Source organism: Alteromonas marina, assembly GCF_000808575.1.
Lineage (GTDB): Bacteria > Pseudomonadota > Gammaproteobacteria > Enterobacterales > Alteromonadaceae > Alteromonas > Alteromonas marina_A.
The window spans coordinates 34166-50881 of record NZ_JWLW01000004.1; the positions used below are offsets into that span (position 1 = coordinate 34166).

Below are 16716 nucleotides of genomic sequence, written 5' to 3' on the forward strand. Positions count from 1 at the left end.
TTTCTGCATAGAACGATAACATATTTAATTTCAAAAGTAGTATGCGATTTTGCTATTTAAAATAGCTATCTTATTCCATTAAATAAAACTGTCATGCATTTGAAGCATAAGCTACTTTATTCAAGGGCTATGAAAAGAAAAAAGCCCTGTTTAGAAATATAAACAGGGCTTTTTATTCACTATTGTTGTGAATGACTTTTTACGTATTGTTCGCTTACTTTTCGCTCAATTTGGTTTGGAAAGCGTCGAATGTATCGACCACTCCTTCTCTTGGCGAACCAGATTTACTTAAAATCAAGATGGTTAAGCTAGATAAAATAAACCCAGGTACAATCTCGTACATCCATTCGCCAAGCTTTTGGCCGCCGATTTCAACTGGAAGATAAATCCACAGTAACACTGTTACCGCTCCTACAACCATGCCACCTAGCGCTGCGCGACGTGTCATTTCACGCTTAAACAGACTAAATAGTACAAGCGGTCCGAATGCCGCACCAAAGCCAGCCCAAGCATTACTTACAAGCGTTAAAATGGTGCTGTCTCTATCATAAGCTAAATAAATGGCAACAAGTGCGACAACCACTACACTCACGCGACCTGCAATAACGAGTTCGCCATCTGACGCATCGCGACGAAGGAATGCTTGATAAAAGTCACTGGTCAGTGAACTTGAAGTCACCAAAAGCTGAGACGAAATAGTACTCATGATCGCCGCTAAAATCGCAGCGAGCAGGAAGCCACCGATAAGCGGGTGGAATAAAATTTGAGATAAGTAGATGAAGACGGTTTCTGGATCGATTTCGTTTCCGTTACCTGTTACATAAGCAAGGCCGAAAAGCCCCGTCATTAACGCACCAATAATCGACACAATCATCCAACTCATACCGATATTGCGCGCAGTTGGTATATCTTTAACAGAGCGTATCGCCATAAAACGCACAATGATATGAGGCTGACCAAAATAACCTAGGCCCCATGACATCAGTGAAACAATGCCTATTACGCTTAGTGCTTCATTGGTAGACGCATCCATAAATGCATCGAAAAGCGCCGGATTAATGGTATCTAATGCGTCAATTGACGCGCCGATTCCACCCAACTCGCTAATAACAACGGCAGGTACCATAATGAGAGATACAAACATGATGCACCCTTGAACGAAGTCGGTCATGCTCACTGCCATGAAGCCGCCAACAAGGGTATAGGCTACAACGACACCAGCGGTAACGTACAAGCCGGTCTCATAAGTTAATCCAAATGATGTTTCAAAAAGCTTTCCGCCGGCAACTACGCCAGACGACGTGTAAAGCGTAAAGAAAACAACGATGACCACAGACGCGATTACTCTTAACAGGCGAGAGTTATCGGCAAAGCGATTTTCAAAATAGTCAGGGAGAGTGATAGAGTTATTAGCCACTTCAGTGTAAACGCGAAGTCGTGGAGCAACTAACATATAATTTGCGAGTGCACCTAGAACCAACCCTACAGCAATCCACCCTGCAGATAAGCCAGATACATACATAGCGCCAGGTAAACCCATGAGCATCCAACCACTCATGTCCGATGCCCCAGCTGAAAGTGCGGTTACTGCCGGGCCTAATTGGCGGCCGCCAAGCATGTAGCCCTCTACGTTGGTGTCTGTTTGCCGATAAGCGAAAAGGCCTATTCCTAACATTACAATGAAATACAAACCTAACGAGATTATCGTGCCAGTAGCCATATAAATTCCCTATGCTTTTTTCTTCATGCTAACACCTATGACATAGAGTCTCTATGTCAGTCGGCGACCTTGCTTGTTTTCTATACGGCTATACGTAAATAAAGTTTGGCGACAAATTAAAACGCATAGGTTTCGACGCGAGCACGACCGGTTCTTTTGGCTTTATAAAGAAGTTCATCACACGCCTTTATAATGGTATCCAGATTGGTTTCGCCGTTTACATTGAGAAGCCCGGAAGAGAAACTGACGGAGAACTTTTCATTGGTATGGCGCCAATGTTTCTGACGAGAAAGCGTCATGTTTAATTCATCAAGTATACGCTTTGCCGACTGCTGATCGGAGTCAGAAAAGTAGATCAAAAACTCTTCACCGCCATATCGGCAAAGCTTGTCTGACTTACGAATTCTATTTTGAATAATTTGGGTAAATGTAGTTAACACTTCATCACCCACGGTGTGACCGTATCTGTCATTAATTTTTTTAAAATTATCAACATCTAGAAGGGCAATACACGAAGTCTTATTGTCGTTAAGGGATTTTTTAAGGCTATTTAACATGGCTCGACGAGTTAGTGCACCGGTAAGTGAATCACGCTCGGCAAGTAAATCGCTTTGTCTTTTTGAAATCCACAGCCATAAAGCGAGTATGAGAAGAATAGTGACAATGAGTATAAAAATGGTAGTTTTCATTGCCTCTTTATCGGTGGATAGCCCTTCTTTTTCTTCTTGAAGTGCGTTGATTTCTTTCTGTCGATAATGGGCTAGCTCAATATCCTTAGCGATACTATTTGAGAAATTAGACGAAGAAAACTGAAATTGCTCTGTGTTTTTCTCGAAGAGCAGTTGGTTGTACGCTTTTGAATGCTCGTAGGCTTTTTTGTAATCGCCTATTAAATCGTAAAGCATTGAAAGTTCGCGCTCTTTACGTAGTAAAAGTTGGTTTTTAAACCCGTTTTCAGTCAGACTATTTTGTACGGCCTCTTCGTAATCTTTTATTGCTAACGAGAACTGCTTTTTACTGCTATCGATAATGGCTTTATATGATTGGTAAAGATAGAAAAGTTCCTTTGTTTTAGATGTTATATTGATGGGAGCAATAGCGTCCATTCTTTTTACGACAAACTGTATTTCAGTGTCATGAGTTTGTCGAAATCCTACCATGAGTAATCGCAATCTTTGAAAGAGGGTTAGAAACACCTCGAGTTCTGAATTTCTATTTTCTACAAATTTAAGTGCTTTATCGGAAATCAACAGCGCGTCTTCGTAGTTACTTTGGAGAAGAAGTGAATCGATTGAAGTAAAATACGCCCAAGTAACGGAATCATCATTTAGATTGCTTTGCTCAATTATCGTCTTTGAGTGAAAGTAAGCTCTACTTGGTACCGAAAGTTCTGTAAACGCGACACGAAGCCATTCATGAGCTGTAGCGCTATTTAAGGCATTTTCTAAGGTACGAGTAGAAGAGCGGGCGGGCAAATGGGGAAGTGCGTATTCTATTTCATTAATGGCCTGAATGGGGTTAGCTACGGTAAGTTCCATAGATAGCCATATGCTGGCTATAGCAGTCGCGGTTTTACTCCCCGTTTCCAGAACTTCACGCTTCAAGCGTCTGAGCGCAGGCACAGTAACGGTAATTCGCTGAGATGAACCGTCAAAGTCATTCATAGCTCTGGCGTAAGTATAATAGGCCCGTGTGGCAGCGTACAAATCTGGACTCAGAGATTTTAATTCTTCCCAATGGTTCTTAAGCAAAGGCGACTTTACGTAAATGGGAACGCGAGGCTTTTCAACCTCGTTAGCCGTTCCCGTCGCCAGTAAGTGCCTGAAGATAATACCTTCACTACTTTCATCATCTTGAATCTGTGACTTCTTAATCTCAATCACTATCCGGTCGTTGTCGATAGCTGATGGGCTATTCCAATTATAAATCACTAATGCTGCTAGTTGACTATAAGCATTAAGCTTTTTAAGCCTTTGCTCTAGAGAATGATGAGCTAACTGGGCTTGAAGTGAGTCGCTGAAGACTAAGATAATAAGTAGACAAAACTTCACCCTTGTAAAACGACACCAAGCGGTCATTGAATTTGCTACCTCTATACTGCGGATAAGCTGAAATGTTTGCTGATAAATAAAACAGTTGTTTTAATCCTGAATTATAGGTTTTATTGCGTATATTTTCATCTTTAATTTTAGCAAAAAAATCGGCCGCAGTGGGCCGAAGAAGGGAAGTGCATAAGGTACGCACTTTTTTGGGACGGGGGCGTCTTCCGTTAGGCTGAAAATTGAATCCTTTCAGAGACTGCTTTTTTCATTTCGCTTAAATCAGCGTTTTTATCGCCAACAATCATCACATTCGCATGATTCATCTTAATGCTTTCTCCATGATATTGACCGTCAGCAAACTCGCTTGGTACTGAGATATCGCCTCGCTCAGGCACAACGAATACCGACATTTTCCCTTGTGGCGTGTCGACAATAAGATGTAGGCTTCTTACAGTGCTCAAATGGCAATAGTTTACCACTTCAACGCCATCTAGCATTTCGCTGAAACTACCACCAAAACTTGCCAGTTTTGCGTTAACCATATCTAAGTCTGCAGGAAGCTGCGAATGTGCGCGCTCCACTTCAGCGTACTGCATGTGGGCAAGTGCCTGCCCACCAATGCTTAGCGGCTGGTGATACCACATTGTAATCCCAATACCAACGGTAAAGGCAACAGACGCAGCCATGGCTAAATACCAACGACTTCTGCGCTTGTAGCGGGTAAATTCATCCGCTGACTGCTGCCAAATTAATTTGTTAGCAAGGTCTTCTGGTACGTCGACTTTAAGCGCTTGCTTTAACTGCTTATCTAGCTGCTTTTGTTCATTCCAGAAACTGCGTTTTTTTTCATCCGCTTTTGCCGCTTCTATAACATCACTGTCAGTCGTTTCTGGATCGGCGTAGATACGACGCCTAAATTCCAACTCATCCATTTACACGACCTCTCTGTTCACTTTGCTTTTCTAACGAGTCTTTAAGCTGATTCCTCGCACGAAAAAGACGAGTCATTACTGTGTTCTTATTGAGCCCTAATTGGTTGGCTATCTCTTCACCACTAAACCCAAAAATGAGTTGGAGGATTAATGGTTCACGATATTCAACACTTAATCCTCCTAATAGCCGCCTAAGCTCTCTGTCTCGAAGATCGCCATCGGCCTGCTGAGTATCATCCTGAATATGAACGTCATCTATATCGACGGTATCAAATTGCTTGCGTTCAAAACGACGGGCATTCTCACGGCGCAGTATAGTAATTAACCATGACTTTGCAGCTTTCTCATCGTTTAGCGCATCTAACGAGCGCCAGGCACGTAAAAAGGTTTCTTGTACGACATCTTCGGCAATGCTCTGGTCTTTAATCAACCAGTATGCATAACGATAAATGTCGGCATGAAATGCCTTTACCAGCGCTTCATATCTTTGGTGTTTTGCTTTCATATCCGATAAGACCTGACTACTATCGGATTTATTTCGCCCAAACATAAATTAATCCAAAAAATCTGAACATTTTCACTATGGCATAAAAAACGCGTCATTTCGTTAACCGAAAGACGCGTTTTCAATTTAGTGCAAGTCGGCGGAGCAATTAGCCGAAGCTTCTACGCACCTTTCTGCGTGGCGACCCATGCATTAATATTTTCTTCTAGAATAGAGAGTGGAACAGGGCCGTACTTCAGTACTTCATCATGGAAGCCTTTCCAGTCAAACTTGTCGCCAAGTTCCTTTTGCGCATGCTCTCTAAGTTCCATGATCTTTAGTTTACCAATCATATAGGCCGTGGCCTGACCTGGCATAGCAATGTAGCGCTCAATCGCTTTTTGCGCGTCGTATTCAGGGTTCGGCGTATTTTCAACAAGGTAATCTACCGCCTCTTCACGCGTCCATTTTTTAGCGTGGATACCTGTATCAACAACAAGCCTACATGCACGCCATAGTTCCATCGCTAAACGTCCGAAATCAGAATAAGGGTCTTTATAGAAACCCATATCTTTCGCGAGTTCTTCGGTATACAGACCCCAGCCTTCGGTGTAGGCGGTGAAGCTCAAGAACTTCTGGAATTGAGGCACACCTTCTAGCTCTTGTGCAATAGCGCGCTGCATGTGGTGACCAGGGATACCCTCGTGATACGCAAGCGCCTCTAACTGATAAGTTGGCATAGCTTTCATATCATAAAGGTTTGCGTAATAAATACCTGGACGGCTGCCATCTTGCGCTGGGCTTTGATAAAACGCTTTACCTGCCGATTGTTCGCGGAACGCTTCAACGCGTTTAACAATCATTGGCGCTTCAGGAAGAATGCCGAAGTATTCAGGAATAGCTTCTCTCATGTCGTCTATGGCGGTTTTCGCCATATCAAGGTATTGCTGTCTACCTTCATCGGTTGAAGGCAGATAGAATTGGTCATCTTCACGCATGAAAACGAAAAACTCTTGAAGGGTGCCTTCAAATTTTACTTGTTCCATAATCTCGCGCATCGCGTTGTGTATGCGCTCAACATTGTCCAAGCCAATTTGATGCACCTCTTCGGCGGTAAGGTCCGTTGTGGTAAACCAGTTAAGGCGATTCTGATACCACTTATCACCATTTGGTAAGCGCCACACACCGTCGCCTTCAGGCGTTACTTCTCTTTGATGGGCGAGCTCTTCGATAAACTTCTCGTAAGATGGCATGACCGAAGTTACTAGTGCAGCTTTCGCCTCACCTAATAATGTGGTTTTTTCGGCCTCTGTTATATCAAGGTTGTTAACCTTGTTTTGAAAATCTTCCCAAATAGTAGAAGGTGTTTCGCTTGAATCAAACGGCGCGCCAGTTATTACATTTTTTGACGCATCAATCATTTGGTCATAAGCCCATGCGGGTGGGAATACGCCTGCTTTTTCACGTAACTTCATTTGTTCAATTACTTGGTCAAAGTAAGAACGAACGTTGTCTAATCTCCCAATATATGCCTGAGCGTCCTCTTTGCTTTTTACGCTGTGAATATTGATAAGGAAGCTAGGAACCTGGGTGTGCGCAGCACGGAATTGATGCACAATATAGCGGTGGTGTCTAAACTCATCGTTAGCTAAATCGCGCTCAATACCAAGTTTATAAAGGCGCAAACTTAACTTTTCTTGATCACTCAATTTGCTGGTGTCGAAGGTATCAAGCTTTTCTAAACGATTTTTCGCGATAGCAATACGGGCATCAGCCTCTTCGTCACTGATGTCATCCCACTTGTCGTAATCCCACTTTTTACCTAAGTAGCTTTGAAATAGTGGAGAGCGTTTTAGATCTTCTTCAAATGTGCGCTCAAAGAAAGCATTGAGGCGTTCAGATTCAGACTGCCCAGCGGGCTGCTCTGCTTTGATCGGCTCTGGCGTTGTTTTAGCGGTTTCGCTCGCTGGAGAGCAAGCGGTTAACGTAGTAACGGCTAACGCGATTGGCGTTAGCTTTAATAGTGTTTTCTTCATTTTATTCCCCGTCGCGTTTAATTGATTATTTTTATAAGCTAAAGCTTCTAAGGTTAATAAGCCTTAAAGAGGACAATAAGGCTCGAAGGCTCGACTGTTTCTCGAACGCAATCATTTTTGTTAAAAAGCCCTCGCCACTTTGATTTAGCTAGTTGCAAGGGCTTTCATTACGCAAATTCTAGTGTATTAGCAAATGAAATGCGTTTTATGAAGCAGGATATAAGTTAGATAGCGTGTGATCGTTCTTTGTATTTTTCTGCTTCCATTCGCTGCGAGCTAGCTTAATTTCATGCGAGAGTTGCTCTAAAGCCTTCGTAACTTGTTTAGATTGTGCGCTCGTATCAACCTTATTGGCAGAGAAACGAAGTGCGTAAAGTTCATTTACTCTATCGGTGATACCTTTAAATTGTGAAAGTTGCGCGTTACCTAAGGTAAGCGCCTTTATCCATTTGTTAAGGGCAGGTGTTAGCTCACGTGTATTCTTTGCTTTAATCACAGACATAAGGCTCTGAAAATGTGCTTTTTCATCCCACTGAGCACTAGAGTGGATGCGCTGTGCAGAACCGGTTTTGTGAGTTATTCCAAGTCCGGCAGACTGAGCCTGCTTAAGCTTTCTGTAGGTAACTAACCATCCTGTAAGCGCAATAATAAACAGCGCAAGTAGTACACCAATTACCATCCAATTAAACTGCGCATTTTCGTCAGTTATGGCTTCACCTGAAGCAGAGCCTAATGGCTTGCTCTCATCGTTAGTACTAACACTAGGCTTTGTTGCAGTGGAAGGTATATCGTTTTGAATAGCGTCAGTACCTGTACTACTGGTTGATGGAGTATTTGGGATATTAGAAGTATTAGCATTATTTGCGCCGCTCGCTGGCGCTACCGTAATTGAACGAGCGGGAATAGTGGCATACTCAGTTTGCTGAGTAAGCGTATTAAACCAAGGGATAGTAATTTCAGGTAAGACAAAGTTACCAGGCTGCGTTGGAATGATCGCCAGCGACGTTTGGCGCTGTGAAATTAAGCTCTGGTCTTTTTCAACTGTCGTAGTATTAGATTGATCAGGGTACAGCTTAAAGTTTGGCGGATAAAACTCAGGAATATCAGGAAGCTGCTCTTCTACTACGCCCAATGCGGTTAGCGTAACAATACGGGTGACTGGTTCACCTGCTACAAAACTATCACCTTGTGGCCATTCTTCATCCACTCGCACCATTTCAGAAGGCAACCAAGGGTAATCTATCCCCTGAGGAATGGGCTTAATGTTCACCGTAATGTCGGGCCCAACCCGATTGATTTGCTGGGTGCGGTTGAAGAAGCCAAAACGTTGGTTAGTATTGGCAGCCATAACTTCGCCAGTGAAAATAGGGCCTCTTAGCGTGAATTCACCGGATGCTTGAGGTACAACAGCAAATTGACGCTCAATAATTTGATACCGTCTTCCATTTACTATATCTGTATACTGTTTATCTTCTCCTAGCTGGGTGATTTCCGCATTTTGCATTTCTGGCGCTTGTAGACTGCCGCGCTCAATATTGCTAGAAAGAAACAGCTTAACCGTATAAAGCAGCTGTTGATTTAGATAGGCCTCTTTCAAGTCGATATCCGTGGTAACAAAATAGTCTCTTGCCACGTTACTTTGTTCTTGAACTGGTATTACTTTAACTTGAATAGGCTTGGTTGATTTTCCTTCAATGTTTAATGGAGGAATGGTGAACGTGCCTTCCTTTCGGGGAAATAACGTAGTGGTCCAAACGGTGGTGCGCTTGGTGTCGAAATTGACGATTGAGGTTTGGCTACTTACCGATGTTCTTCCGACCACAAAGTCTTTAAGCAGGGGAGAGCTGTCGAATGCATCTCTGTCCGCGCTGCCGTCTGCGGTAACCGTTAAGCGAATGGCTTCATCCAACATGACAGGGTTTCTATCAATGGTGGCTTCCAGCGAATTTACATCGGCATAAGCCACCGCATTTACAAGTAGGGTAAATAAAAAAACTATACGTGTAGATTGTAATAAGGCTCTCATCTACCAATCACTCCGGTTTGAAGGCATACGTTGACGCTGACGTTTTTGTGCTTCTAATTGCATTTTTCGTTTTAGTAGAAATGCAGGGTCATCTGGCACGCGGCGCATTAAACTCTCCATTCGCTGCAGCTCTTCTTTTTCTGTGTCGGTAAGCTCGGTTTCTTGACCTTGCATAGCCTGTGCTTCCTGCTCTGCTTGTTGTTCGTTTTCTTGTGCTTGCGCTTGCGCGCTGTCACCTTGATCAGACTCTTCCTGTTCTGCATTTTGCTGCATAGAGTCTGATGACTCGTGCTGACTGTTCATCTCGGAATCATCAGGCTGTTGTGAGTTATCTCCGCCATTTTGCTGTTCATCATTAGCTTGGCTTTGGTCAGACTGTTGACCCTCATTACCGTCTTGCTGACCATTCTGCTCGTTTGAACCTTCCTGATTGTTCTGGTCCCCTGATTGCTGTTTGCTATTAGGGCTATCAGAGCTATCAGAGTTATCAGAGCTATCTTGGCCATTATCCTGCGAGTCACTCTGTTCGCCGTCATCGCCATTTTCGTTCTGGTTTTGCTCCTGATTCTGCTGTTGCTGCTGTTTCAGCAAATCCTCGACAATCTTTTTGTTGGTTTTTGCATCGTCGAAATCGGGGTCTTCGCTTAACGCCTGATCATATTTCTTAATAGCGTCTTCAAGCTTACCGAGTTTTGCCAGTGCATTGCCTTGATTGTAAAGACTCTCGGGGCCAGGGATGTTTTTGAAGGCATTTAATGCACCTTCGTAGTCACCTGATTTATAAAGTGATGATGCTTTCCAGGTGTCGTCATTAAACTGATTTACGGCGTCTTTGTACTTGCCTCTTTGGTAACTGTTCAATGCTTCCTGGTTGTCATTCATAAATGGCGTTTGCCACCATGAAAGTGAATCAGGTTTATTTGTCATCTCTAGCGTATTTTCTGGTGCGCTTATGCCTTGTGACGTGCCAGCAATTTCTGAGGCTTGGGCACGTTGCAGAGCATGGGCGTTTTTAATCATAGAGGGGCTAAGTAAACCCACCAACACGATGAAAACTAACCCGCGTTTGAATGCAAAGGCGGCAAACGGAAGAAGTATAAGCAGCAAGTAAGGGCCAACTTCTTTCCACTGGTCTCCTTGCAAATTACTCTCTTCTTCGTTCTCTTCGCTGTCGCTTTTATCTAGTAGAGATACCGAGGCGAGGGCATCAATGTCGGCGTCGTTTGATGTAAAGGATTCAAAGCGTCCGCCGCTCGTTTTAACCACACCTTTCACTGCGCCTTCATTTAACTTGGGAATAACGATGCTGCCGGTGAAGTCTTTCAAGAGCTCGCCGCTTTGCTGGCGAATAGGCGCGCCTTCAGATGTCCCAACGGTAAGTGCGTTTACTGTAAAAGGAATAGAAGCCACATACTCTTGAAGCTCTTGTTGTTGTTCTAACTCTATACCGTCAGTAATCCAGTAGATCATGCCTGAGTTATATCCGGCATTAGTAAGTAGTTCAGACGCACTTTCTATACCTAGCAGAGGGTCGCTGCCCGGCACGGGCATAATTTCCGGTGACAGGCTTGGGATTAGGGTTGTGATATTTCCTGCGTCTTCGGTTAAAGGGCTAATGACAAACGCATCGCCAGCGTAAGCAACCAAGCCCATTTCACCTTCACCAATAGCGTTGACTAGGTCTATCGCTTTATATTTAGCGCGAGTTAGCCTGTCTGGCGTCATATCGGTAGCGCGCATTGAAAGCGACATATCTATGACTATAACGTGTCCCATTTTCAACTGGTAAACCGGCTGCGGCAGGCGTTCCCATGTTGGGCCAGCGAGTGCTATCACACTTATAATCCACACAAAAGCAAGCATCCACATTGGAGGTTTTGCGCCCATTTCGTTTTTTCCAATCACCATGTATTGATATAGGTGAGAAGGGATCACAGATTGCCAGCCAGATTGCTTAGCCGTGGTTTTTCTAATTAAAAACACAAGCAGCATCAAGGGAGCGAGCGCGATAAACCATTCGGGGCGTAAAAAATGAAATTGGTTTAAGAAGTCGAATTCCATTACTTCGTCTCCTTATTTGTTTGTGCTGCTTGTTTTGAATCAGCTGAGCTCGGGTGTGGCTGGGACGAGTTAATTCGTCTTTGTGCGAACCAACGAAATGTTGATAAAAGAACCGTGAAGAATGCCCATAGTGCTGACAGTAATATTGCCGCACCAAGGGGATAGTAAAACAGAGCGCTCAATGGACGCATCTTACGCGTTTCACCTTCAATAGGCTCAAGCGCGTCAAGTTGTTGATAAATAGCCTGAAGTTCCTGGGCATTTCGAGCTCTAAAATATTGGCCGCCGGTGCTAGTCGCAATGTCGGTTAACATGCCCTCATCAAGCTCTTGCGACGGGTTTATTTGTCGGCTTCCAAAAAAGCTTTGGATCAGCATTTTATCTGCACCCACACCAATAGTGTAAACCTTCACACCCTTACTAATCGCCAACTCTTTCGCCTGCTCGGGGGTAATATTCCCTGCAGTATTTTGCCCATCGGTAAGAAGAATTAATACGTTATTAGACTCTTCCCGTTCGTCAAAGCGCTTCACGGCTAAACCTATCGCATCGCCTATGGCCGTTTGTTCGCCAACCAACCCAATGACAGCTTCACTCAGAAGTGTAGAAACCGTATCTCTGTCATAGGTAAGCGGCGCTTGAACGTAAGCAGTATCGGCAAATAAGATAAGCCCAATTCTGTCGCCTACGCGACGCTGGATAAAGTCATAAACCACCGACTTAGTCATGGTTAAACGGTTAACTTGTCGGCCATTTAGCTGCATATCATCTATCTTCATACTGCCCGATAAGTCAACCGCCAACATCATTTCTCGACCTTCGTTCGGTATGCTGACAGGCTCTCCTAACCATTGAGGGCGCGCGGCAGCCGTTACGAGCAGCAGCCATATTAAGCTACTTACCACTAGCGGAATTTTGGTTTGTTTCAATTGGGCTTGCTCTGACACTTCACCAGGTCGCAAACTAGGAACCCGCAGTGCAGCCATAGGCATGTCTTGTGCTTTTTTAGAAAGCAAGCGAACTATAATAGGTAAGGGGAGTACGAAAAAGACCCACCACCAAGCAAAATTAAGCATGATGCGGCTCCTTGGCTTGTTTATCATGATGGCTGCCATCGTTTAGACCGCCATCATTCACACCGCCTTTAGCCCCCTTGTTTTTTGGCAGTTTGGCTTTTGAAAGCCAGTTTTTTACTGCCCCCTTGCAGGTTTCAAAATCACTAGGGTTGGGGGTGGCTTGATAAACATTGCTTACTAACAAACCTAAATCACTTTCAAGTTTGCTATCACTATTTTTCAATGCAGAGGTTAAGAACGCTTGCCACTGTTTACCGTATAACCCAGCTACTTGCTGAGTTGGGTAATAGCTCATCGCCGTGCGTTTTAGAATTGAGTTTAACGCTACGGGCCAATTGCTTTGTTGTGCTGAAATCGATTCAAGTAAGGCTAAAGCCTGCTTACGCGCCTTGTTGTGACGTAGGTGAGCAGTGATCGCTTTATATAGGCAAAATAGAGCAAGTAAAACTACTGCAATTGCGACCCACCAACCCCAATCTAATGGCCAAATGTTGACCTCTGTAGGTACGTGTATATCGCGCAGTTGAGCGAGTGGATCTTGCTGCTGAGGGGGCACTGGCATTTGATTTGCCGGTGGCATCGATTGAGCAGCTGATTTTGTGTAACTAGATAAAAAGCTTGATACAAAATGGGTTGAAAGAATACTGCTCTGCATTAATTAAGCTCCAACCTTTGTTCTTGTTGCATACTTTGAAGCTGCTCGTCTAGGGGAAGACCCGCTGAAACACTAAATCGAGCGATATTGTTTTTGCGCAAGGTGCTATAAATCGCGCTGTTGTGTTCACTGCGCCATTTTTGATAGTGCTGTTGCTCGGTATTGTCGCCTAACACCCAGCGTTGTTGGTTTCGGCCATCAGAAACGCTGACGGTTTGTAGTGAACTGGTTTGTGGCAAGGCGTGTTCTATTGGATCGTTAATTACGATAGCCCTTACTTCACAGTGTCGTGTTAAGTGACTTAAGTGTTGAATAGCTTGGGTACTTAAATGCTGAAAGTCCGACACAAGATAAACCAAGCTCCCCGGTCTTGCTATTCGTCTTGCCCTAGCGCACGCATCGGCAAAAGCTTGTTCGTCTTTGACTTTGTCCGGCTTAGATTGCGCGCTCTGTTCGTGCAATGCCATAAGTTCATGACACACGTGCAACACTGCTTTTTTGCGAGTTAGTGGTTTAATTTCTTTGTGCTGTTGCTGATTAAATACCAGCGCGCCAACCTTATCGCCGCGAGCGGCAGCAGACCAGCTAATTAATGAAGATACATGAGCGGCTTGCACCGCTTTAGTAAGCAGCTGCGTGCCAAATGCCATTGAAGGTAGGTAGTCACAGAATAGAAAAACCGGGCGCTCTCGCTCTTCCCGATACACTTTAGTGTGAGTTTTACCCGTGCGCGCAGTAACGCGCCAATCAATAGCGCGAATATCATCACCAGGCTGATAATGCCGGGCCTCATCAAACTCCATGCCTCGGCCCTTGTGCTTGGTGAGATAACTCCCAGCAAGTTTAGCTTGTGGCATACGTTTAGGCGCCAAACTAAACAGCTTAGCTAACTGCTGGTAGCGTAATAATTCTGCGGTAGACAACGAGACGCCATTACTTTGCAGCTTGTTTAGCTGCGCTTGTACATTCACCATAGCTTAAGGGACTGCGACAGTTGCAACAATCTTATCAAGTACGTCGTTAATCGTTACGCCTTCAGCCTCGGCTTGATATGACAGAATAATACGGTGGCGAAGCACGTTGTGAACCACAGCTTGAATATCATCAGGACCAACAAAGTCTCTGCCGCTAAGCCATGCGTGAGCGCGTGCACAGCGATCTAGACTGATGGTTGCTCGAGGGCTTGTTCCCATCGCTATCCACTGGCCTAATTCCGCGTCAAAATTCGCAGGCTGACGTGTAGCCATAATCAATTGAACTAAATACTGTTCTAACTCAGGCGCCATATACAAAGACAACGCTTCTTTACGCGAGGTAAAAATATCGTCTTGAGTTAGCGTTGGTGGCGTAACAGGCGGTTCTGAGAGGGCTTCACCTCGCGTTAAGCGCAATATCTCTAATTCTGTCTCGGCGCCAGGATAATCGATGTCCACGTGCATCAAGAATCGGTCTAGCTGTGCTTCAGGTAGTGGATAAGTTCCTTCCTGCTCTAGCGGGTTTTGCGTCGCCATTACTAAAAATAGCGGAGGAAGAGGGTAGGTTTTACTGCCCACCGTAATCTGACGTTCCGCCATGGCTTCAAGCAGGGCCGATTGCACTTTTGCTGGTGCGCGGTTGATTTCGTCGGCTAGCACTAAGTTATGAAAAAGCGGCCCTTTTTGAAAAACAAACTCACCGGTTTCGGGACGGTATATGTCTGTACCGGTTAAGTCGGCAGGCAAAAGGTCTGGGGTAAATTGTACGCGATGGAAGTCGCCGTCAATACCGTTAGCAAGTGCATTGATTGCGCGTGTTTTTGCAAGCCCTGGAGGGCCTTCTACCAGAAGGTGGCCGTCGGCTAAAAGAGCGATAAGAAGGCTTTTGGTTAACGCATGCTGACCAATAATCTGTTGGTCTAAATAAGCGTGTAACTGTTGAAATTGCGCTGCTGCCATAATGCAAAATTTCCGTTTGAGTTCTCGTTATCAGGAAGTGTCATCGGAACGATAGATTTATAAATCTCTTATAAAGTGATCGCTTAGCTAAAAAGTAAATTACATATTAATTAGATAGCTTTAGCCCGTCACAATGACACAAAACATTCTTTCATTTCCATATAAGGTTCATTCTATCTTTCTTCAAGTCGTCAAACAGTAATAAAAATGCGATATGTGGTTGGATGCGAAGCAAGCTTTATAAATTTCGATAGCATAAAACGGTCAAAATTTATGACCAGGGTAAACTTTAGTTTCATTTATGTTGCCCTTAACCCTGCATTATTTGCTATTTTGTTCATTGTTTGTAAAAATCGGGTTTATTACAGGTCAGACCACTTTGGGGCGATAAGCTCAAACGGAAGTCGGTCATTAATTTAGGTGCATTATGGCAACAAAACAATCAGTTACTACCCGAGAGGGTGATCGCATCGCCATTGTCGCGGGGTTGCGTACTCCGTTTGCGAAAATGGCTACATATTTCCACGGTGTTCCGGCTGTTGATCTAGGTAAAATGGTCGTAAACGAACTTCTCGTTCGCCATGGTGTTCAAAAAGAATGGGTTGATCAGGTTGTCTACGGTCAAGTAGTACAAATGCCTGAAGCGCCAAACATTGCGCGCGAAATCGTGCTTGGCACGGGCATGAATATTCATACCGACGCTTACAGCGTATCTCGTGCATGTGCGACGAGCTTCCAGTCAACGGTAAACATCGCAGAAAGCATGATGGCTGGTACAGTACAGGTAGGCATCGCAGGTGGTGCAGATTCAACGTCGGTATCACCTATCGGTGTATCGAAGAACCTTGCGCGCGCGCTGGTAGATTTACAGAAAACCAAAACGTTGGGTCAAAAGCTAAACATCTTCAAGCGTTTAAGCTTAAAAGACCTAGCGCCTGTTCCTCCTGCGGTAGCAGAGTACTCTACAGGTTTGTCGATGGGACAAACGGCGGAGCAAATGGCGAAAACGCATCAAATTTCTCGTGAAGAACAAGACAAGCTTGCGCATCGCTCGCACAGCCTAGCCGCTGAAAGCTGGGAAGCAGGCAAGCTGTCTAGCGAAGTGATGACCGCTTATGCTGAACCTTATAAAGGTGCGCTTGAGCGCGATAACAACGTACGTTTCGATTCTAAGCTTGAAGGCTACGCTAAACTTCGCCCAGTATTCGATAAAAAGTATGGCTCGGTAACAGCAGCAAATGCTACACCGCTTACCGATGGCGCTTCTGCCGTGCTGATGATGACAGAAAGTCGAGCGAAAGAGCTAGGCTACACGCCATTGGGTTATATTAAGAGCTACGCGTTTTCGGCAATTGATGTGTGGGAAGACATGCTAATGGGGCCGTCGTATGCGACACCTATTGCGCTAGACCGCGCAGGTATGACGCTAAACGACCTAACACTGATTGAAATGCACGAAGCGTTCGCAGCGCAAACCTTGGCAAACGTTAAGATGTTCGCAAGTGACAAGTTCGCTAAAGAGAAACTTGGCCGCGACAAAGCGACGGGTGAAATTGATATGGACAAATTCAACGTAATGGGTAGTTCAATTGCTTATGGTCACCCGTTTGCTGCAACCGGAACACGTATGATCACGCAAATGCTAAACGAACTAAATCGTCGTGGCGGCGGTACAGGTCTTCTTACTGCATGTGCTGCGGGTGGTCTTGGTGCCGCAATGATTGTGGAGACAGAATAATATGAGTCAGGA

At 44.6% G+C, this 16716-nt stretch carries 12 protein-coding genes; 1 reads left to right on the forward strand and 11 read right to left on the reverse strand.

The window, feature by feature from the left end:
- Positions 1-214 precede the first annotated feature (214 nt).
- The 11 genes from putP to RJ41_RS02755 all read right to left on the reverse strand — a co-directional run bounded on the left by putP (position 215) and on the right by RJ41_RS02755 (position 14966).
- The gene (putP, locus tag RJ41_RS02705; RefSeq protein WP_039216720.1) at positions 215-1720 is read right to left on the reverse strand and encodes a sodium/proline symporter PutP; all 1506 of its coding nucleotides are present in this window, start codon (positions 1718-1720) and stop codon (positions 215-217) included.
- 116 nt (positions 1721-1836) lie between these two features.
- Positions 1837-3651, reverse strand: coding sequence for a GGDEF domain-containing protein (locus RJ41_RS02710; RefSeq protein ID WP_240485713.1), 1815 nt, complete (start codon positions 3649-3651; stop codon positions 1837-1839).
- A gap of 338 nt (positions 3652-3989) precedes the next feature.
- On the reverse strand, positions 3990-4694 hold the full coding sequence (locus RJ41_RS02715) for a DUF3379 family protein (RefSeq protein ID WP_039216722.1): 705 nt from the start codon (positions 4692-4694) through the stop codon (positions 3990-3992).
- Positions 4687-5244 (reverse strand): sigma-70 family RNA polymerase sigma factor, encoded by a 558-nt coding sequence (locus tag RJ41_RS02720; protein WP_039216723.1) that lies wholly within the window; start codon positions 5242-5244, stop codon positions 4687-4689. Before RJ41_RS02720 ends, RJ41_RS02715 begins: the two co-directional genes overlap by 8 nt.
- Positions 5245-5360: 116 nt before the next feature.
- Positions 5361-7214 (reverse strand): DUF885 domain-containing protein, encoded by a 1854-nt coding sequence (locus RJ41_RS02725; protein ID WP_039216724.1) that lies wholly within the window; start codon positions 7212-7214, stop codon positions 5361-5363.
- Positions 7215-7419: 205 nt separating this feature from the next.
- Positions 7420-9240: a BatD family protein gene (locus tag RJ41_RS02730; protein WP_039216725.1), complete on the reverse strand. Its 1821-nt coding sequence runs from the start codon at positions 9238-9240 to the stop codon at positions 7420-7422.
- Positions 9241-11301, reverse strand: coding sequence for a vWA domain-containing protein (locus RJ41_RS02735; protein ID WP_039216726.1), 2061 nt, complete (start codon positions 11299-11301; stop codon positions 9241-9243).
- A complete protein-coding gene (locus RJ41_RS02740; RefSeq protein WP_039216727.1) occupies positions 11301-12377 on the reverse strand; it encodes a vWA domain-containing protein in 1077 nt (358 codons plus the stop codon). The genes RJ41_RS02735 and RJ41_RS02740 overlap by 1 nt, the downstream gene beginning before the upstream one ends.
- Positions 12370-13032 carry a DUF4381 domain-containing protein gene (locus RJ41_RS02745; protein WP_039216728.1) on the reverse strand — a complete coding sequence of 221 codons (663 nt, stop codon included), beginning with the start codon at positions 13030-13032 and terminating at the stop codon, positions 12370-12372. Before RJ41_RS02745 ends, RJ41_RS02740 begins: the two co-directional genes overlap by 8 nt.
- Complete coding sequence (locus tag RJ41_RS02750) at positions 13032-14006, reverse strand: DUF58 domain-containing protein (RefSeq protein WP_039216729.1); 975 nt, start codon at positions 14004-14006, stop codon at positions 13032-13034. Before RJ41_RS02750 ends, RJ41_RS02745 begins: the two co-directional genes overlap by 1 nt.
- Positions 14007-14009: 3 nt before the next feature.
- Complete coding sequence (locus RJ41_RS02755) at positions 14010-14966, reverse strand: AAA family ATPase (protein WP_014948808.1); 957 nt, start codon at positions 14964-14966, stop codon at positions 14010-14012.
- A gap of 427 nt (positions 14967-15393) precedes the next feature.
- Here RJ41_RS02755 and fadI point away from each other — a divergent pair, with 427 nt between their 5' ends.
- Positions 15394-16704 carry an acetyl-CoA C-acyltransferase FadI gene (gene fadI, locus RJ41_RS02760; protein WP_014948809.1) on the forward strand — a complete coding sequence of 437 codons (1311 nt, stop codon included), beginning with the start codon at positions 15394-15396 and terminating at the stop codon, positions 16702-16704.
- Positions 16705-16716 lie beyond the last annotated feature (12 nt).

Excerpts from the sequence above, each read along its gene's own strand:
- fadI (WP_014948809.1), top strand. The coding sequence starts at position 15,394 with ATGGCAACAAAACAATCAGTTACTACCCGAGAGGGTGATCGCATCGCC.
- RJ41_RS02725 (WP_039216724.1), bottom strand. The coding sequence starts at position 7,214 with ATGAAGAAAACACTATTAAAGCTAACGCCAATCGCGTTAGCCGTTACT.
- RJ41_RS02745 (WP_039216728.1), bottom strand. The coding sequence starts at position 13,032 with ATGCAGAGCAGTATTCTTTCAACCCATTTTGTATCAAGCTTTTTATCT.
- RJ41_RS02755 (WP_014948808.1), bottom strand. The coding sequence starts at position 14,966 with ATGGCAGCAGCGCAATTTCAACAGTTACACGCTTATTTAGACCAACAG.
- RJ41_RS02730 (WP_039216725.1), bottom strand. The coding sequence starts at position 9,240 with ATGAGAGCCTTATTACAATCTACACGTATAGTTTTTTTATTTACCCTA.
- RJ41_RS02715 (WP_039216722.1), bottom strand. The coding sequence starts at position 4,694 with ATGGATGAGTTGGAATTTAGGCGTCGTATCTACGCCGATCCAGAAACG.
- RJ41_RS02720 (WP_039216723.1), bottom strand. The coding sequence starts at position 5,244 with ATGTTTGGGCGAAATAAATCCGATAGTAGTCAGGTCTTATCGGATATG.
- putP (WP_039216720.1), bottom strand. The coding sequence starts at position 1,720 with ATGGCTACTGGCACGATAATCTCGTTAGGTTTGTATTTCATTGTAATG.
- RJ41_RS02750 (WP_039216729.1), bottom strand. The coding sequence starts at position 14,006 with ATGGTGAATGTACAAGCGCAGCTAAACAAGCTGCAAAGTAATGGCGTC.
- RJ41_RS02735 (WP_039216726.1), bottom strand. The coding sequence starts at position 11,301 with ATGGAATTCGACTTCTTAAACCAATTTCATTTTTTACGCCCCGAATGG.
- RJ41_RS02740 (WP_039216727.1), bottom strand. The coding sequence starts at position 12,377 with ATGCTTAATTTTGCTTGGTGGTGGGTCTTTTTCGTACTCCCCTTACCT.